This window comes from Kribbella sancticallisti, assembly GCF_039530625.1.
GTDB lineage: Bacteria > Actinomycetota > Actinomycetes > Propionibacteriales > Kribbellaceae > Kribbella > Kribbella sancticallisti.
The window spans coordinates 95,535-113,730 of the sequence record NZ_BAAAOS010000017.1 but is presented as its reverse complement, the minus strand read 5'-3'; the positions used below and the strand labels follow the sequence as shown (position 1 = coordinate 113,730).

General features: G+C 68.8%; 17 protein-coding genes and 1 tRNA gene. 9 read left to right on the top strand and 9 right to left on the bottom strand.

Annotated features, from left to right (window positions below; translation table 11 throughout):
- Nucleotides 1-67: 67 nt before the first annotated feature.
- Genes ABD255_RS08175 through ABD255_RS08155 form a run of 5 tightly spaced genes read right to left on the bottom strand, consistent with a single transcriptional unit; the run spans nt 68 to nt 5,614 of the window.
- Nucleotides 68-1,519 (bottom strand): peptidoglycan D,D-transpeptidase FtsI family protein, encoded by a 1,452-nt coding sequence (locus tag ABD255_RS08175; RefSeq protein ID WP_344211502.1) that lies wholly within the window; start codon nt 1,517-1,519, stop codon nt 68-70.
- Entirely contained in the window at nt 1,516-2,913 is a 1,398-nt protein-coding gene (locus tag ABD255_RS08170) for an FtsW/RodA/SpoVE family cell cycle protein (protein WP_344211500.1), read from the bottom strand. The genes ABD255_RS08175 and ABD255_RS08170 overlap by 4 nt, the downstream gene beginning before the upstream one ends.
- Complete coding sequence (locus ABD255_RS08165; protein ID WP_344211498.1) at nt 2,910-4,289, bottom strand: PP2C family protein-serine/threonine phosphatase; 1,380 nt, start codon at nt 4,287-4,289, stop codon at nt 2,910-2,912. Before ABD255_RS08165 ends, ABD255_RS08170 begins: the two co-directional genes overlap by 4 nt.
- A gap of 10 nt (nt 4,290-4,299) precedes the next feature.
- Nucleotides 4,300-4,788: an FHA domain-containing protein FhaB/FipA gene (locus tag ABD255_RS08160; RefSeq protein WP_344211496.1), complete on the bottom strand. Its 489-nt coding sequence runs from the start codon at nt 4,786-4,788 to the stop codon at nt 4,300-4,302.
- 10 nt (nt 4,789-4,798) lie between these two features.
- Nucleotides 4,799-5,614, bottom strand: a complete 816-nt coding sequence (locus ABD255_RS08155; RefSeq protein ID WP_344211494.1) for an FHA domain-containing protein — start codon at nt 5,612-5,614, stop codon at nt 4,799-4,801.
- Between the two features lie 233 nt (nt 5,615-5,847).
- Between ABD255_RS08155 and ABD255_RS08150 the strand changes: the two genes are divergently transcribed.
- Nucleotides 5,848-5,931 (top strand) — tRNA-Leu (locus ABD255_RS08150).
- 627 nt (nt 5,932-6,558) lie between these two features.
- On the top strand, nt 6,559-6,903 hold the full coding sequence (locus tag ABD255_RS08145; protein ID WP_344211492.1) for a hypothetical protein: 345 nt from the start codon (nt 6,559-6,561) through the stop codon (nt 6,901-6,903).
- A gap of 26 nt (nt 6,904-6,929) precedes the next feature.
- Here ABD255_RS08145 and ABD255_RS08140 read toward each other — a convergent pair whose 3' ends face one another.
- Complete coding sequence (locus tag ABD255_RS08140) at nt 6,930-7,427, bottom strand: hypothetical protein (protein ID WP_344211491.1); 498 nt, start codon at nt 7,425-7,427, stop codon at nt 6,930-6,932.
- 107 nt (nt 7,428-7,534) lie between these two features.
- Here ABD255_RS08140 and ABD255_RS08135 point away from each other — a divergent pair, with 107 nt between their 5' ends.
- Nucleotides 7,535-8,365 (top strand): carbon-nitrogen hydrolase family protein, encoded by an 831-nt coding sequence (locus tag ABD255_RS08135; protein WP_344211489.1) that lies wholly within the window; start codon nt 7,535-7,537, stop codon nt 8,363-8,365.
- Here the strand turns inward: ABD255_RS08135 and ABD255_RS08130 are convergent.
- Entirely contained in the window at nt 8,362-8,976 is a 615-nt protein-coding gene (locus ABD255_RS08130; protein WP_344211487.1) for a GNAT family N-acetyltransferase, read from the bottom strand. The two genes, ABD255_RS08135 and ABD255_RS08130, sit on opposite strands and share 4 nt — an antisense overlap.
- Nucleotides 8,977-9,027: 51 nt before the next feature.
- On the opposite strand from ABD255_RS08130, the gene ABD255_RS08125 reads away from it, so the two are divergent.
- Nucleotides 9,028-9,330 (top strand): YbaK/EbsC family protein, encoded by a 303-nt coding sequence (locus ABD255_RS08125; protein WP_344211485.1) that lies wholly within the window; start codon nt 9,028-9,030, stop codon nt 9,328-9,330.
- Between the two features lie 37 nt (nt 9,331-9,367).
- On the opposite strand, the gene ABD255_RS08120 is transcribed toward ABD255_RS08125, so the two are convergent.
- The gene (locus tag ABD255_RS08120) at nt 9,368-9,556 is read right to left on the bottom strand and encodes a hypothetical protein (RefSeq protein WP_344211483.1); all 189 of its coding nucleotides are present in this window, start codon (nt 9,554-9,556) and stop codon (nt 9,368-9,370) included.
- A gap of 213 nt (nt 9,557-9,769) precedes the next feature.
- On the opposite strand from ABD255_RS08120, the gene ABD255_RS08115 reads away from it, so the two are divergent.
- A complete protein-coding gene (locus ABD255_RS08115) occupies nt 9,770-10,744 on the top strand; it encodes a helix-turn-helix domain-containing protein (RefSeq protein ID WP_344211481.1) in 975 nt (324 codons plus the stop codon).
- A 32-nt stretch (nt 10,745-10,776) separates the two neighbouring features.
- On the opposite strand, the gene ABD255_RS08110 is transcribed toward ABD255_RS08115, so the two are convergent.
- The gene (locus ABD255_RS08110) at nt 10,777-14,466 is read right to left on the bottom strand and encodes a S8 family peptidase (RefSeq protein ID WP_344211479.1); all 3,690 of its coding nucleotides are present in this window, start codon (nt 14,464-14,466) and stop codon (nt 10,777-10,779) included.
- A 166-nt stretch (nt 14,467-14,632) separates the two neighbouring features.
- Here ABD255_RS08110 and ABD255_RS08105 point away from each other — a divergent pair, with 166 nt between their 5' ends.
- From ABD255_RS08105 to ABD255_RS08090, 4 genes are read left to right on the top strand one after another with little or no spacing between them, the layout of a single operon-like run.
- On the top strand, nt 14,633-15,418 hold the full coding sequence (locus ABD255_RS08105; protein ID WP_344211477.1) for a PrsW family glutamic-type intramembrane protease: 786 nt from the start codon (nt 14,633-14,635) through the stop codon (nt 15,416-15,418).
- Nucleotides 15,419-15,464: 46 nt separating this feature from the next.
- Entirely contained in the window at nt 15,465-16,088 is a 624-nt protein-coding gene (locus ABD255_RS08100) for a helix-turn-helix transcriptional regulator (RefSeq protein ID WP_344211475.1), read from the top strand.
- Nucleotides 16,072-17,202, top strand: coding sequence for an aminotransferase class I/II-fold pyridoxal phosphate-dependent enzyme (locus tag ABD255_RS08095; protein WP_344211473.1), 1,131 nt, complete (start codon nt 16,072-16,074; stop codon nt 17,200-17,202). The genes ABD255_RS08100 and ABD255_RS08095 overlap by 17 nt, the downstream gene beginning before the upstream one ends.
- Nucleotides 17,199-18,104: an ornithine cyclodeaminase family protein gene (locus ABD255_RS08090; RefSeq protein WP_344211471.1), complete on the top strand. Its 906-nt coding sequence runs from the start codon at nt 17,199-17,201 to the stop codon at nt 18,102-18,104. The genes ABD255_RS08095 and ABD255_RS08090 overlap by 4 nt, the downstream gene beginning before the upstream one ends.
- Nucleotides 18,105-18,196 lie beyond the last annotated feature (92 nt).

Sequence of the window (18,196 nt, the reverse complement as noted above, 5' to 3'; positions counted from 1 at the left end):
GTAGCCCGGGCCACACCTGCGCCCCGGCGAACCGGACGCTCGGTGACCGGGTTGTATCCCATCGTCATCACTGTCCGAGCACCGCTTCCATCACCCTCTTGGCGATCGGTGCGGCCAGAGTGCCGCCGGCGATGTCGTCGCGGGCGACGTTCGCGTCCTCGATCATCACCGCGACCGCGACCTTCGGGTCGTTGGCCGGCGCGAAGGAGGTGAACCACGCGAACGGCGGCTTCTCCGGCGAGGTCTGGGCGGTACCGGTCTTGCCGGCCACCTGGACTCCGTCGATCCGGCCGGGCTTGCCGGTGCCGTTGTTGACGACGTCGACCATCATCGCGGTCAGCTGGGCCGCGACCTCCGGCGAGACCGCCTGGTGCAGCGACTCCGGCTTGGTCTCCGACACCGTCTTCAGGTCCGCGGTCCGGACGCCCTGCACCAGGTACGGCTTCATCACGTCGCCGCCGTTGGCGATCCCGGCGGCCACCATCGCCATCTGCAGCGGGGTGGACCGGACGTCGAACTGGCCGATCGCCGACTGCGCGGTCTGCGGCTGGTTCGGGTCACCCGGGAACTGGCTCGCGACCGCACCCAGTTCGGGCAGTTGCCGCTCGCCGAAGCCGAACTTCTCGGCCTGCTCGCGCAGCGCGTCCGGGCCGAGGGCCAGACCGATCGTGCCGAACGCGGTGTTGCAGGAGTTCCGCAGCGCCACCGTCAGCGTCGCGTTGTCGCTGCCGCCGCAGTTGCGGCCGTTCTCGTTCACCAGCGGGACCGTGGTCTGCGGCAGCGGCAGCTCGGCCGGCGAGTGCACCTTGGTCTCCGGCGTGTACTTGCCGCTGGACAGCGCGGCGGCCGAGGTGACCAGCTTGAACGTCGAGCCGGGCGGGTAGAGCTCCTTGATCGCCCGGTTGGACATCGGTCGGGTCTTGTCCTCGTTCAGCCTCTTCCAGGCGGCGCTGACCTCGTCCAGGTCGTGGCCGGCCAGCACGTTCGGGTCGTAGGACGGCCGGCTCACCAGCGCGAGCACCTTGCCGGTCTTCGGCTCGATCGCGACGACCGCGCCCTTCTTGCCGGCCAGCCCGTTGTACGCCGCCTGCTGGGCCGCCGCGTTCAGCGTCAGCGAGACGCTGGCACCCTGCTGCCGGCGGTCGGTGATCACGTCGATCACCCGGCGGAACACCAGCGACGGATCCGAGCCGTTCAGCTGGCTGTTCTGGTTCAGCTCGATCCCGGCCCGGCCGAAGATGTAGGAGTAGTAGCCGGTCACCGGCGCGTAGAGCGGGCCCGACGCGTACGTCCGCTGGAACTCGAACCGGTCGTTCGACGGCTTGCTCTGCGCGATCGGCGTGCTGCCGATCAGGATCGGGCCGCGGTTCACCGAGAACTGCTCGTCGCGGACCCGCCGGTTGTCGTTGCGGCCGTTCAGGTCGTCGGCCCGGAAGGCCTGCAGGTAGGTCGAGTTGGCCATCAGCGCGAGCATCAGGATGATCGCGGCCACGGCCAGTCGTCGGATGGCTGAGTTCACTGCTTCTGCACCGCCATGGCGATCGTTTCGTCGGAGACCGGCGCCGCGGGGGTGTGCGGCCGGCGGGCCTGGTCGCTGATCCGCAGCAGCAGCGCCACGATCGCCCAGTTGGCGACCAGCGACGTACCGCCCAGGGCCATGAACGGGGTGGCCAGACCGGTCAGCGGGATCAACCCGGTGACCCCACCGACGATCACGAACACCTGCAGCGCGAACGACATCGCCAGACCGGCGGCGACCAGCTTGCCGAAGATGTCCCGGCAGCCGAGCGCGGTGCGCAGACCGCGCTCCACGATCAGCGTGTAGACCAGGATGATCGCGATGATTCCGGTCAGCCCGAGCTCCTCGCCGAACGAGGAGATGATGAAGTCGCTCTGCCCGTACAGGGTGAGCTCCGGGCGGCCCTGGCCCAGTCCGCGGCCGAGAATGCCGCCCCAGGCCTGGCCCATCAGCCCGGTCGCGACCTGGCCGCCGACCTCGTCGAACGGATGCAGCCAGCCGTCGACCCGCTTCTGGACGTGGCCGAAGGTCTGGGAGGCGAAGTACGCGCCACCGGCGAACAGCAGGCCGCCGATGAGCAGCCAGCCAGCCCGTTCGGTGGAGATGTAGAGCAGGATCAGGAACAGGCCGAAGAACAGCAGCGACGAGCCGAGGTCCTTCTCGAACACCAGCACGCCCAGGCTGACCGCCCAGGCGATCAGGATCGGCCCGAGGTCGCGGGCCCGGGGCAGGTCCAGGCCGAGGAAGCGGTGCCCGGCCAGCGTCAGCACATCGCGCTTGACCACCAGGTAGCCGGCGAAGAAGACGACCAGACAGACTTTCGCGAACTCACCCGGCTGGAAGGACATACCGGCCAGGTGGATCCAGATGCGGGCGCCGTTCAGGTCGACGCCGAGCCCCGGAACCAGCGGCAGGACGAGCAGCACCAGACCGGCAAGACCCGCGGTGTACGTCAGTGCCTGCAGGCGGCGGTGGTCCCGGATCACCAGGATGACGACCAGGAAGAGGACCACCCCGACAGCTGTCCAGGTGATCTGCTGCGGCGCCGCCGGGGACTTCGGAGTACGGCCGTTGGCGACCGCCGCCGCGGCCAGGCCGAGGTCGACCCGGTGGATCATCGCCACGCCCAGGCCGTTGAGGAGCACGGCGCAGGGCAGCAGCACCGGATCGGCGTACGGGGCGCGGTAGCGCAGGGCCATGTGGGCGATCAGCGCGAGCAGGCCGATGCCGGCCGCGTAGTACCCGGTGCTGGCCGGCACCTTGTCCTGCACGGTGATGCCGATGTTGACGTAGGCCCCGACCGAGACACCGATCGCCACGATCAGCAGCATCAACTCCACCCCGCGCCGGCTGCGCGGGATGATCTGGATGACGGAGGTCGACGGGCTGCTCATCGGACCCCGTCGCAGTCGTCGGGGTTCACGGCGCCGTTGCTGGGGGTGCCGGTCGGCGTGGTCGCGGGCGTCGTCGTCACCGGCGGTTTCGGCGGGGTCGAGACCGGCGGCTTGACCGTCGCGGGCGGAGTACTCGGCTTCGGGGTCGGCTTGGCCGCGCACTCGTCCGCGGCGCGCTGAAGCTCGGTCACGATCTGCCGGGCCGCGGCCAGGTCGTCCGCCTGGATGGTGCCCTCCACCTGCTCGCGGCTGTACGTCGGCAGCTTGTCCACCTCGAGCGTCTGCTTCTCGTACATGCTCGACAGGTCGACGCCGGGGAACTGCTGGTCGACACCCTTGAAGATCGCCACGTAGTCGCCGTCGGTGCCCACGTAGTACTGCTTCTGGGTCCAGCTGTAGGCGAACCAGCCGCCACCGAGGACAAGAGCAAGAAGGACAGCCAGTACTGCGAGTCGCCGCAGCCACAGGAACCGCTTGGGTGGCCTGGGCGCGTACCGGAGCTCCTCGGGGTCGAGGCCGACCGTGCCGCCCCCACCGCCGCTGCCCGTGCCGCCATGACCCTGTGCTGCCAGTGACGAAGTGGCCGGGCCGGTGCTGCCTTGGGCGAGCTCGGCCGCGGCTCCGACCAGTTGCGGCCGGGTCCCACTCGCCGGATCGGTCTCGACCACATCGGCCACGATGCAGGTGACGTTGTCGTTCGACCCGGCCTCGAGGGCGTGGGTGATCAGGTCGACCACGACGGAGTCCGGCGTACCGTCCGCCATCGAGGTGGCGATCACCTGATCGCTCACGTAGTCCGGCAGGCCGTCGCTGCACAGCAGCAGGCGATCACCGGCCCGGACGTCGAGCATCTCCAGGTCCGGATCGGAGTCCGGCCGGCCGTCGAGCACTCGGAGGATCAGGTTCCGGTGCGGGTGAGTGAAGGCCTCTTCCTTGGAGATGCGGCCCTCGTCCACCAGCGACTGGACGAACGTGTGGTCGTGGCTCAGCTGGTAGAGCTGCCCGTCGCGCATCCGGTAGGCGCGCGAGTCGCCCAGGTGCGCGAGGCCGAGCTCCTCGCCGTCGAACAGCAGCGCGGTGACGGTGGAGCCCATACCCTCGCGCTCGGGGTCCTCCTCGACCAGCTCGGAGAGCCGCTCGTTCGCGCGGTGCACGGCGCCGGCCAGCGCCTCCATCATGTCGGGGCCGGCGATGCCCGGCTTGTCCAGCCGGCGAATCACCTGGACGGCCGCGGCACTGGCCACCTCGCCCGCGGCGGCACCACCCATGCCGTCGGCGAGCAGCAGCAGGTGCGGACCGGCGTACGCGGAGTCCTCGTTGTTACGGCGGACCCGTCCGACGTCGGACAGTGCGGCGTAGTCGAGCGACAGAGTCATGGCCGGCGCCCTACTTCGCGATGTTCAGCGTCGTACGACCGATCCGGATGGAACCGCCGATCTCGGCCGGGACCGCGCGAGTCACCCGCTGGCCGTCCAGGTACGTGCCGTTGGTCGAGCCCAGATCCTCGACCCACCACTCGCCCTCGGACTGGAACACCCGAGCGTGCCGGGTGGAGGAGTAGTCGTCGTCGAGCCGGATCTGGCAGTCCGAGCCACGGCCGATCACCACCGGCTCCGAGACCAGCGTCGCGCCCACCCCGGCCTGGGGGCCGTCGGCGATCGTCACCGAACCCGGCAGACCCTTGCGCTTCTTGCTGGGCTTGGCCGGCTTCGGGGTCCGTCCGTTCGGCTGCGGCGACGAGGCTGGGGCGATGGTGCGGGCGTCGACCTTGGCGCCGAACAGGTCGGACCGGATCACGGACAGGACCGCCAGCACGAACATCCACAACAGGGCCAGGAACCCCAGTTTGATCAGGGTCAGCGTCAGTTCCGACATGGAAGCTCAATCACCACCCGCTGCTCGGCGGCTGGGCGATCGGCTCGTCCGCAAGACGCAGCGTCATAGTGGTGTTCCCGATCCTCACGGTCGATCCGTCAGTCAGTTCGGCCTCCGCCGCCCGGCGCCCGTTCACCAGCGTTCCGTTGGTGGAGCCCAGGTCGACCAGCACCACCTTGACACCCCCGGGGCCCTCGGGCATCAACCGGATCTCCGCATGCCGCCTGGACACGCCGGGATCGTTGATCTGGATGTCGGCGTCCGTCCCCCGGCCGAGCACGACGCCCGGCGGGTTGATCGGCCGGCGCCGCCCGTTCACCTCGAGCATCACCTGCGGGTGGCCCCGGCGCACCGGCGGGGGGCCGGGTGGTGGCGGCACAGGCGCGCTCTGCAGCACGGTGGCACCGCCGTCGTCGGGAGGCATCGGGGCCGGCTGCCGCGGTTGTGGCCGCTGGTTGCCGACGGTGGCGCTGACGACGCGGAACTTCCCGGTCGGCAGGTCGTCTTGCTGGGTCAACTCGATCTCGATCGGTCCGGAGAAGGTGTAGCGCTGGATGTCGGCGTGATCACGCAACTCGTTGGCCAGTTCGTGGTTCAGCGTCCGGCCGTAGGCGTTCAGCCGCTCGAAGTCGCCCGGGCCGAGTTCGACGGTGAAGTGGTTCGGGACCAGCCGCCGGTCCCGGGACAGGATCCGCGCGGTGTTGTCGATCTCCCGCTTGAGGGCCGCGGCCAGTTCGATCGGTTCCACGTCTCCCTTGAACGCGCGCGCGAAGACACCGCTGACGATGCCCTCCAGGCGTCGCTCGAAGCGCTGCAGCGGTCGCACGCGTCCTCCTTCCACGGTCGGTCGTCGGGTGGACCCAACGATCGTGCTTGCCGTACGGAGCCTTCAAGAGGCTCGCCGTACACCGCGCCCACCGGTGCGCGGTGGACACACTGGTACGACGATCGATCGTATCGGCAGGTTCGACCGAACCCGCAATGTCAGAGTCTGCCGTAGGCCGTGCTAATGTTTCCCCTCGGTTGGAGATGGCAGGTTCTCCTGGCTCACCAACCAGCGCGCGGGTGGCGGAATAGGCAGACGCGCACGGTTCAGGTCCGTGTGCCCGAAAGGGCGTGGGGGTTCAACTCCCCCCTCGCGCACAGCGTCTCGAACTCCCGATCGGTCTCCGATCGGGAGTTTCTCTTTTCCCCAATGAGGCATGCGTCACGCTGCCCCCGAAATCACCGATTCCACTGGTCGTGGGTTTGGCGCGCGCGTTCGAGATCGTCGGCGTCAGGAGCCTGGCGCGGCCCGTTGCGACCTAGGTCTCGACCGCCGAGGATGACCAGCATGTCCACCGCCGATCAAGCCGAGACCACCACCAGATGGCTCCGGCGCTGCTGCCGATGACGACCTACCGCCGACGCGGCCACTGGCGTCGCGGTCGCGACGGCACTGAGCACTGGGTGTCCGCCCACACCGTCAGTCGCTCAGGAACCCCCAGCTTTTACGGGCGGCCCAGCCGCCCGACGCCGACGCGACCCCGCACCTTCGTCGTGGGCGCCTATTCACACCGCTGGTCTCGCCCCAACGCGCAGTGTCCGGTCTGCCGCGCCCCCGTCTACTTCTATTCCAACGAGTACGGCAGCCGAGTCTATTTCGATGAGCTTGGCCCACCCTGGCCTAAACACCCCTGCACCGATATCCCCGGACCAGGACCACGCGAGTGGTCGACCCGGAACCAGCCAACGCCGTACCGATTTGCCGACGGACGGGCGATCCGGAGGATGGCTTCGTCCCGGACATCAGCGCAGATCAAGGACTACCGGAGCAAGTACGGCGACTCGCCGGCGCAGGCTTGGATCGTGCTGGGGCAGTCGTCGACCGGACAGGGCACGGTGCTCCATCTCCATCGCCTGTACGAGCACAGCGGGCCGATCGCCTGGATCACGCCGGCTCGTCTCACGGTGCCCGTCGGCGACTTGGTGTTCATCCACCACGGAGTGATGTCCTTCTTCGACCCGCGGCGATTCGAGGTGGGCGTGGTGTCGGTGACCTTCCTGCGAAAGCTGCCTCGGAAGCCGTTCTTCAAGCTGCTGCGAGCCTGGCTGCTAGGTGAGCCGCCGGTCTAGCTGTACTTGCCCCCCGGCGTCGCCGATCACCGATTCCAGAGGCCGTGGGTTCTCAGGAGAGTGACTACTTGGGTTTCCAAGTAGAGGGCGTCGCCGCGGTCTGGGGTTACTGACCAGCTGACCTCTAGACCGAGGCGGAGTACGGCGTCGCGGGCCCAGTCTTTGGTTCGCTTGGGGCCGTTGTGGCGGAGGTCTTGTAGTTGTTGTTCTAGCCAGTCGGGGTCGGCTAGGGCTCGGTCGAGGGCGGCTTCGCCGAAGCCGCTGACGGCGCCCTTGCCGGTTCGGTAGACCGTTAGTCGGCCCAACAGGCCTTGTGGACGGCCGCTGCCGGCGCGTTCGCCGGCCATGCCGACGTAGCGGATGATGCCGGTGAGTGGTTCGCGCATCAGGTAGACGCCGGGCTCGCGAGGCGCTGCTCTGATGGCGGTCTCGAACGGGATCCAGGGGGACCACTCCGCCAGGTCGTCCACCTCGGCGTAGGTCTCGCGGAGGGTGTAGTCGTGGGTGCCGTCCAGCCAGCTCATGGGGGCATCCTGCAACCTGGGACCGACAATCCGGCGCCGGCAACAGGTCGGTGGTTGCTCGCCGCGTCGGGGTGAGTTCTGTCGGTTCGGGGTGGGACCGTGGGGCGATGACGGGGATTCGTATTGCTGTTGCTCAACCCACCATCACCAAGGACGCGAAGGAGAACGGCGCCACGGTTCGGAAGCTGATGCGGGAGGCGGCGACCGGGAAGGCGCGGCTGATCCAGTTTCCGGAGGGGCAGTTGTCGGGCTATCCGAAGGAGCAGCTCCAGGACTGGTCCGAGGTGGACTGGCCGGTGGTGCGGGACGAGTTGGAGAAGATCAAGAAGCTCGCCGCCCGGCTCCGGCTCTGGGTGGTGCTCGGCTCGGCGCATCCGCTGACCCCGCCGAACCGCCCGCACAACAGCCTGTACGTGATCTCCGACGCCGGCGAGATCGTCGACCGCTACGACAAGCGGTTCTGCTCGAACACCGAGATCACCCAGTTCTTCAGCCCCGGCTTCGAGCCGATCGTGTTCGACGTCGACGGCTACCGGTTCGGCTGCGTGCTCTGCGTCGAGGTCAGCTTCCCGCACCTGTTCGCGGAGTACGAACGCCTGGGCGTCGAGTGCCTCCTGCTCTCCGCCTACCCGGTCGACTCGACTCTCGAGCTGAAGGCCCGCGCCCACGCCGCGATCAACTGCTACTGGATCTCGCTGTCACTCCCTGCCCAGACCACCCACCTGATGGCCTCGGGTGTCATCGCCCCCGACGGCACCTACGCCGCCACCGTCGCCCCGTCTGCCCACCTCACCCTCACCACCATCGACCGCGACACCCCGACGTACGACATACCTCTCAACAAGGCTCGCCCCTGGCGCAGTACAGCCCTCAAACAAACTATCTACACCACCCGCCGAGTAGCCGACCCACGCAGTACCAACCGCACCTGCAGCTAGTACTGCGGGTCGGAGGTGCGGCCGAGGTAGGTGACTACGTCTACGTCGGGTACGGGGATGTGGTGGAAGCCGAGGCGGTTGTAGAAGGTGCGGGCGGGGGTGTTGCTGGTGAGCATGCTGAGGTGGACGGCGGGGACGCCGGCGGTGGATAGAGCGGTGAGGAAGCGGGTCATCAGGGCGCGGCCGTGGCCGGCGCGTTGGTAGGCCGGGAGTAGGTCGATGTGGAGGTGGGCGGGGTAGCCGGCGACCTCGGGGATGGCCATGCGTTCCGGGGTGTGGAGGAGGGCGACCATGTGGTCAGTGGGGGTCTCGGGCGTGCGGGTAGGGGCCGGGTAGCGCTGCTCGACCCTGGGGAGCCACTCGGTGCGGAAGCGCTTGACGAAGGTGGGGGTGTCGGCGCAGCCGAGGATGTAGCCGACGGCGCGGTCCTGGTCTGCGAGGACGAAGGCGAACTCGGGTTCGAGGTCGACGTACGGCCAGGCGAAGATCGTCGGCATCAGCTCCAGGTCCGGGTAGAGCGACCTGGAGTCGCCGCCGTTGTCGGCGGTGCGGACGCAGATGTCGGCGACGGCGTCCCGGTCGGTCGGGCGGTACGGCCGGATCTCGGGCATTGGACCTCTCCAACAGGTGTGGAAACGCTCCCAGTAGGCTAGCGGTTGTGAGTGGTCAGACGCGGACTCAGGCGACGGCGTACGCGGCTTGATCTTCAGGCCATCAAGGAACTGCTCGGCGGGAGCTATGTCGCGTTCGCCGACAAGGCGCGGGCGGAGGAACTGGCGGGCAGCGTGAGTGGAACCGTGTTGCCGGTGAGCTATCACGAGCAGCTCGAGCTGATCGTCGATGCGAGGCTGCTGGAGGTGCCGGAGCTGTACTTCAACGCGGCGCGGCTGGATCGGTCGCTCGCGCTGGCGACCGAGGACTATGTACGCCTGGCCCAGCCGAGGATCGAGTCGATCACCAGCTGAACCAGGCAAAGCTGAACCAGGCAGAGCCGAACCAGGCTCAGCGCGCGCGCAGGCGTCCGGGCAGTGGGCTCGGAGCCCGATGGCGAGCGGGGCGTGAGGGGATTGGCGCGGCATGGCGGCGCTGGCCGCGGTGCGGGGAGATGGTGCCGGCGCCCAGGAGCATCCAGGCGGCGACGGCCGCGGCGGCGAGCAGGCCGATGAGGCCGGCGTAGTCGGTCCAGTTCATGGTGTTCTCTCTCGAAGGCGGCTCGGGCGGAGTCCCGCGGATTGCGTCTGCACTGGTAGTGACGGCGTTCACCGGATTTCGTGATGGCACTCCGGTGCCACAAGTGCCGGCAGCGGTGAATGGCCCAGCTGTGCCGAATGGAACGTCAAAATGCTCGCCGCTGCGCCGGATCGGCTGCTTAGGTGGAGCTTCGAGCACGAAAGGTTGGGCGCGATGCAGGACAGATCGTTGCTGGATGCCGAGGAGGAGCAGGCCTACCGGCTGCTGGTCGGGTTGTCCGTGGCGAGGACGGCCGAGTTGGCCGAGGTCGCCCGGCTGACGCAGGAAGAGGCCGCCGAGGTGCTGCAGCGACTCCAGGCGAAGGGCCTGGTCGCGGTGCAACCGGGCGACGACCCGATGTTCCGCCCGCTGCCACCCGACGTAGCCCTCGGTACTACGTTGCTCCGCGCGCAGGAGTCCCTCGAGTCGGCGCGGCAGACGGTGGCGTCGCTGAGCGAGGAGTTCCGGGCCAGCGCGAGCCGCCGGGACGCGCACCACCTGGTCGAGGTGATCGTCGGCGCTGCCGCGCTCCGCGACCGGCTGCGCGATCTGCAGCAGGCCGCCCGCGAGGAGATCCTCTGGTTCTGCCGGGCCAACCCCCTCGCGATGCAGGGAGCCGAGAACACAGAAGAGTACGGCGCACTCAGCCGCGGCGTCCGGTACCGCGCCATCTACGAGCGGGCCTTGCTGGAGACACCCGGGGAGCTCGACTCCATCGCCGAGGGGGTCAGTTGGGGTGAAGAGGCCCGGACCCTCCCGACGCTCCCAGTGCGGCTGGCAATCGTCGACCGGGCTACTGCGGTCTGTCCTCTGGTCCGGGACAACGAGTGGGGAATCGGTGAACCCACAGCCGCGGTGATCGGTCGCGGGCAGCTTCTGGACGCCTTGCTCGCTTTGTTCGAGAGTCACTGGGAGGCGGCGACGCCCGTGAAGCTCCAGGGTGACGGGCAGGACCCGGGCGGGCTCGACGACAACGAGAGGTTCCTGCTGTCGCTGGTGGTCGCCGGAGTACCGGACAAGTCCATCGCATCCCAGCTGGGCATCAGCCGGCGGACGGTACAGCGCCGCCTTGACCGGATGATGTCCCTGGCCGGCGTGGACACTCGGACCGGCCTCGCCTTCCAAGCAGCCCGCCGGAAATGGCTGTAGCCGGCCCGAAGGCCGGCTACAGCTCTAACTGACTACTTAAGCCCGTAGGCCTTGATCATCGTCTGGCTGACCTTGTTCCCGAGGCCATCACCGGCGACTACCCGCAAGGACACAGAGCCGTTACCGGCAGGCACTACTGCCACATAGCGGCCGCGAGCACCGACAGCGACGATCTGGCGCCAGCTCTTGCCCTCGTCGAAGGACACCTCAGCCTGCAGCGAGGTTGAGCGAGCCGCGGGAGCACCAGCCTGCTGCTGGACCGTGAACCCGACCAGGTGCGGCTTGGGAGCCACCCGCCCGTACAGATCGACCGGTACGTCGTAGCCCACCTGCAGCAGCGGCAGCGCCGCAGCCTTGTCGGCAGACGCCGTGTTGGAGCGGAAGTCCCAGACCGTGCGAGTGCTGGTTCCCCAGTTCCACTCGCCTTCCGTGTCCTTGCGCTCCGTCGACAGCTCCAGCTTGTACGCCGCGTCGCCGCCGCTGGTGGTCACGTCCTGCCACGCGTTCGGCAGCTCAGCCACCACAGCACCGTTCCGCGAAAGTACTGCGGACGCAGACGTGGTCTCCTGGACCGTGAAGTGCCCGGCGTCGTCCACGAAGGCCGGGATCCGCAGCGAAAGCCGGTCGCCGGTCCTGGTGGAGGCCACCCCTGGTGCGGCCGCCGGTCGCACGACCGGTCCGAACCAGGTCTCGTTGGACGTACCAGCCTGGTAGCTCCGCGGCAGGGAGGTCAGTCCGCCCAGCAGCGGGCCCATCTCGTTCCACGTGTAGAGGTGGTGCACCCGGTGCTGCCAAAGCGAGTCGCCGGCCGTCACCCACTCCTCCCGGACCTTGGGAGTCTGGACGACCCGCTGAGCGTCGTTCCAGGCGTAGTCCTGCCACGGACGCCAGCCGAACCGCTGCTCCTTGGCCCAGTTGAAGCCGCCGTTGTCCGAGTACGACGAGTTCACCCGCGCGCTGTTCGCCGTAGTCACCTTGTAGTCGATCTGCGCCGGGATAGACCCGGCCGACACCTGCTGTACGTCGTACAGGTACGGGCTGGAGGTGGTCAGGGTCAGGTCGATCGTCGCGCGACCGAGCCGCGCACGGTCGACCAGCTTCTGGCCGACCTTGGCCGTGGTGACCATGGCCGGGATCGGCTCACGCTCGCCGATCGGAGTCCAGACGGTCCACGCCGACCAGTCCGCCGGCCGCACCAGGATGACTCCGGCGGCACCGGCCTTGGCGGCAGCGGCGATCTGGTCCTGCTCACTGCCGTTGCCCCAGCCGTCCTCGCTGGAGTGAATGACAGCGACGGCACCCTTGACGCCCTGCAGGTCCGGACCGGCCGCGACCAGCGGGAAGCGCTTCTTGCCCTCGAACGACGGCGACCGGTGCAGGATGTTGATGTCCAACGGACCGGTCACACCCTGGACGGAGGCCTGCACCAGCGGCGCGGCCAGTTGCCAGCGGGACGAGAACTCGAAGCTGCCCTCGGCGACCGGCTTGGTCGGCGTCACCAGCACCTGCTGGACCGTGCTGAAGTGCATCACGCCGTGGCTGATCTTGCGGCCGTTGCCGTACTCGCGGTGCACGTAGTAGCTCAGCACCGCCTGCTGCTCCGACGGCTTGGGCGTGGTGATCTTGATCGGGACCGCCTTGCGGGCGTCGATCACGATCTCGATGTCCTTGGTGACGAGGATGTTCGGGTCGGTGTAGAGGCTGACCTTCTCGTCCTGCGGGTTGCTGTTCTCCACCAGCGAGTGCAGCAGGTAGGTGCCCTCCTCGACCTCGGCGGTGAAACCTTCGCCGTCCGGGATCCAGGCGAGCAGGTCCGAGCGCGAGTTGTCGCCGAACAGGCTGATCACCGGTACTCCGGTCGGCCGGCCGTCGAGGCCCACCGCCCGCAGCTTGACCGAGTGCTTCGGCCCGGCCTTCAGTGTGCCGACCGCGGTGTGGGTCACCACGCCGTTCGGGCCGGTGGCAACGATCCAGCCGCTGTGCAGACCGCGGTCGAGCTTGGCCGGGTCCAGCGTGACCGGTACGTCGACGCTGCCGCCGGCGGGCACGGTGACACTGCTCGGCAGGCTCAACGCGTCGGTCTCGGGCTTGTGCGCGTCCAGGTTGTCCACGTCGACCGACAACGCCAGGGTCACCGGCGCGGTCGTGTCGTTCTTGTAGGTGACCGTCTTGGTGACGCCGGCGGTGACGAAGCCGAAGTCGGCGACAGCGCTCGCGTAGACCTTCTGCGCGACGGCGCGAGCGACGTCGACCCGGCCCGAACCCTGCGCGTAGACCGACACGTCCGGGGCGGTCTTGGCCGTGCTGACCAGGGCGTTCTTCAGCCGGTCGGCCTTCCAGTCCGGGTGAGCCTGGGCCAGCAGCGCCGCGGCGCCGGCCACGTGCGGCGTGGCCATCGAAGTACCGGAGGCGGAGGTGTAGAGGTCGTTCAGCGGCTCGCCCATCGCCGTACCGGTGGCGCGGGCGGCGACGATGCCGACGCCGGGGGCGGAGATCTCGGGCTTGAGGCCGGAGTCGCCGACGCGGGGTCCACGGCTGGAGAAGTCGGCGAGGACGTCGTTGCGGTCAACGGCTCCGACGGTCAGTGCCGCCGCGGCCGCGCCGGGCGTACCGACCGACTCGTCCTGGCCGTCGTTGCCGGCGGCCACGACGAAGAGCGTGCCGGAAGCTGCGGTGATCTGGTCCACTGCCTGGCTGAGCGGGTCCGTGCCGTCGGTGGGCCCACCACCCAGGCTCATGTTGACGACCTTCGCGCCCTCGGCGGCGGCCCACTCCATCCCGGCGATGATCCAGGACTCGAAGCCCATGCCGTCGTCGCCGAGCACCTTGCCGACCAGCAGGTCGGCCTTGGGGGCGACGCCCTTGTGGGTTCCGTTCGAACCGGCGCCAGTGCCCGCGATGGTCGCGGCGACGTGGGTGCCGTGGCCGAAATGGTCGGCCGAGCCCGTCTCGCTGCCGGAGAAGTCCAGCGCCTGCTGCACCTTGCCCTTGAGGTCCGGGTGCTCGGCGTCGACCCCGGTGTCCAGTACCGCGACCTCGACGCCGGCGCCTTCGTACCCGGCCTGCCAGGCGGCGGGTGCGCCGATCTGCGGCACGCTCCGGTCGAGCACCGGGCGGACCTTGCCGTCGAGCCAGATCTTGGCGATCCCCCGGCTCAGCGCGCGGGCGTTCGGGTTCGGCTCCAGCGACTTCCACAGCGCGGGGAGTTCGTTCTTGGCCGCGCTGATCGCCGCGCCGCCGATCGAGTCGAGCGCGCGGCTGGACGTGGTACCGGCGAGCGACTGGGTGCGCGCGGCGGACGGATCGGAGTACCGGACGATCAGCGGCAGGGTGGGTGCGGCGGCGTCGCCGAAGCCGTCGGCGATCAGTTCGTCGACGTCGAACAGGTCCGCGTCGAGTACGCCGGTCGAGATGTAGGGCACGGCGTCGCTCGGCAGGACGCGCAGGCCGCCGTCGACCTCGAGTGTGTGGAAGGAGACTCCCTCCCGCCCGGCCGCGGGCTGCACGCTCGCCGCCTTCTTGCCGTTGCCGGCGTCGGAGATTTCCACCACGTCACCGGTGATGAGGGTGACCTTGGCGGACTTGGCCGGTACGGCGGACCGCGCGGTACCGGGTGGGGGTTCGGCTGCGTCGGCGGGGATCACCGCGGCGGCGCTCAGGGCGAGGACGGCCGCAAGGGTGGCGGCCGCCTTCACCGGTCGGATGGGCACTGGAGAGGACATGGGCAGATCTCCTTTTGAGAGGGGGGAGGCACCTCTACCGAAGGAGTCTGCAACCGTTCGTCTCCCGTTAGCCCTGTCCACAACTGCCGTCCCTGTGACATGGCGCAACCACGCCAAACCGCCGACCTCCGGTGGTCCGGCCACTGGTGGGTGCAGGATTCTCGGCATGGCGGCTCAGCAGGTTGTGCGTAGGTGGGCTTGGATCGGCACGTTCGTGGTCGGGGCCGCGCTGTATCTCCTGGTGCTCGGTGTTCTCACCGACACGGGCAACCCGAATCTCTTCCCGACGATGATCCTGCTCGGCGCCCTGGTGGTGCCGCTGACCTTCGTCACCTTCGCGGCGGGGCGCTCGGGGCGCTGGCTGATCGACGGGCCGACGCTGGGTGGGTCGCTGCTGTTCGGAGGCGTCGTCGGTGTGGTGGTGGCCGGCCTGCTCGAGTACGACGCGATGCGCGAGCTCGGGGCGCTCCCCATGCTCGGTGTCGGCCTGATCGAGGAAGCCGCGAAGCTGGTTGTGCCCGCCGTACTGGTGCTGCTGTTCGGGCATCGCTACCGGCACTCGATCGGCGGCGGGATCATCATCGGGGTCGCGGTCGGGACGGGATTCGCCGTGCTCGAGACGATGGGCTACGCCTTCGTCGCGCTGCTGCAGTCGGGTGGCAACGTCGGGGCCGCCGAGCAGACACTGTTCATCCGCGGCCTCCTCTCCCCGGCCGGCCACGCGGCCTGGACCGGGCTCACCTGCTGGGGTCTCTGGCAGTTCGTGGTCGCCCCGAGTGGCAAGCGATTCCTCGGCTTTCTCGGCATGTACGCCCTGGCCGTCGCGCTCCACACCGCCTGGGACGGGGTCGGCGGGCGGGTCACCTACGCGGTCGTCGGCGTGATCAGCGTCGGCTTGCTGCTGATCGGTCTCCGCCTCGCTCAACGGGCAGACAAGAGAGTCTCCACCTGAGACGCAGCGTGGACAGATTGTCCACGCTGGATGTAACGTCCAGGGCATGAATCACCCGCTCGCACCGGTCTGTGAGGCGGTGGCGTTGTTGTTGTCGCCGCACGCCGAGGTGGTGCTGCACGATCCCGAGACCGACGAGATCCTCGGGATCTGGAACGCGTTCTCGGAGCGGTCCGTCGGTAATCCCTCGCTGCTGGGTGAGCTCGAGGAGTTGACCGAGACCGGGCCGGACGTCTACGGCCCCTACCCGAAGTCGTTGCCGGACGGGCGGCGGTTGTCGAGCGTCAGCGCGGTGGTTCGGGACGCGGACGGCAAACCGGACGTCGTCTTGTGCGTCAACGTGGACCGGACCGCCTTCGAGCAGGCCAGCCGGATCCTCGCCGCGTTCGCCGCTCCGGTGACCGGGCAGCCGCGGGCGTTGTTCGAGCACGACTGGTCCGAGACCCTGAACGACCTGGTCGGGGGCTTCGTGCGCGAGCGCGGTGTCGCCGTCGAGCGGCTGACGAAGCAGGACCGGCTTGAGTTGCTCGGCCGGCTGGACGCGGCGGGCGTACTCAGCCAGCGGCGATCCGTACCGGCGGTCGCGCGGGCCCTGCGGATCTCCCGGTCGGCCCTCTACCAACTGCTCGCGCAGGCACGCAAGGAGTCGAACTATGCCGACCCTTCCTGACTTCAAGCTGGAGACCTACTTCTCGCGCTGGGAGTTCAGCGCGCGGTACCACCTGACCGCCTCCGACGCCCAGACGACCGCGGTGTCCGAACTCCTTGACCTGGCCGACGATGACGGCCGCCGCAGGTGGGAGACGCTGGCCCTCGGCTACACGGAAACGCGCGGACTGCCCGCGCTGCGGGAGGAGATCGCCCGCACGTACGACGGCGTCGTACCGGAGGACGTGCTCTGCTTCGCGGGAGCCGAGGAGGCGATCTACCTCGCCATGCACGTGCTGCTGGATCCCGGTGACCACGCGGTCGTGCTGACGCCGAACTACCAGGCCGCCGAGACGATCCCGCTGTCCATCTGCGAGGTCACGGGCGTCGCGCTCCAGGAGGACAACGGCTGGGCGCTCGACGTGGACGCGGTCGAGCGCGCGCTGAGACCCAACACCCGGCTGGTCTCGGTGAACTTCCCGAACAACCCGACGGGCGCAGTACCGGATCTCGCAGCGTGGCAGCGGTTGGTGCGGTTGTGCGACGACCGCGGGATCACGTTGTTCAGCGACGAGGTCTACCGCGGCCTCGAGTTCGACCGGCCGTCGTTGCCGCAGGCAGCGGATCTGTCGGACCGCGCGTTGTCGCTGAACGTGATGTCGAAGGCGTACGGCCTGCCTGGCTTGAGGATCGGCTGGATCGCCTGCCGCGATCACGACCTGCTGGACCGGTTGGAGCGGGCCAAGCACTACACCTCGATCTGCAACTCCGCGCCCAGCGAGATCCTCGCGCTGATCGCTCTCCGGGCCCGGGATCGCCTGCTGGCAAGGAATCGGGAGATCATCGCGACCAACCTGCCACTCTTCCAGAACTTCTTCGACCGGCACGCCGACCTGTTCGAGTTCACCGCGCCGCAAGGTGGCTGTGTGGCCTACCCGCGCTACCTCGGCGCCGAGGGGGTCGAGGCGATGTGCACGGAGTTGGTCGAGCAGGCCGGAGTACTGCTGTTGCCGTCGAGCATCTACCGCTCGGAGCTGACCGAGACGCCGACCGATCGATTCCGTGTCGGCGTCGGCCGGTCCGAACCCGAAGAAGCCTTGCAGCACTGGGATAATTGGTTGGAGAAGCGCGCATGACGTTGCCGGTCGTCGGCCTGGCCGAGATCACCCGAGCCGCCACGCCCGAGGTGATCCTCCGAGCGGTCGAGGAAGCGCTGGTCGCGCACGCGGAGGACCGGACCTCGGTGCCGCATCCGATGGTGCTGGAATTCCCGGACCACCAGGGCGACTGCCACGTGAAGGCGGGTCATGTCGCCGGCTCACCGCATTTCGCGGTGAAGGTCGCCAGCACCTTTGCCTCGGTCAACAACGGGCTGATGCTCGTCGTCGACGCGACCACCGGCGTACCGGCGGGAGTACTGGCCGACGAAGGCATGCTGACCGCCTGGCGTACCGCGGCCGCGGGCGCGCTGATCACCCACGCGATGACCCCGACCGGTATCGACGAGGTCGCCGTGCTCGGCACCGGCGAGCAGGCCCGTCTGCAGATCGAGTGGCTGCGAATGCTCCGCCCGCTCACCCGGGCGCGGGTGTGGGGACGACGCCCCGAGGCGGCCGAGAAGCTCTGTCAGGCCTTCGTGGACAGCGGGATCGACGCACGGCCGGATGCTCTCGAAGGCGCGCCGTGCGTCATCACGACCACCGCCGCCAGGTCCCCGCTGCCGGCGAAGGCCTTCCAGCACGCCGTGCACGTGACCGGGATCGGCACGGACATGCCGGGCAAGCACGAACTGCCGAACGACTTGTTCGTGGGGGCGCTCGTCGCCACCGACGACCACGGCCAATGTCTCGACCACGGCGACTTTGGCAACGCGGTACGGGCGGGGATGATCGCGGCAGACACGGATCTCGCCGTCGGCAGCGTTCTGAGGGACGGCCGGCCCGAGCACTCCGGCCGGACGATCGCCGACCTCACCGGCATCGGCGCGGCCGACGCGGCGGTGGCCTCGGCGGTGCTGCGCGCGGTGCTCGCGAACTAGACCAGTCGAGGCCAGGAAGCGCTTACCTGTAGCCACTACTGGTCCGGTAAAAAACTTACCATCCCCCAAACTGGTCTATTGCGCATAGCGCA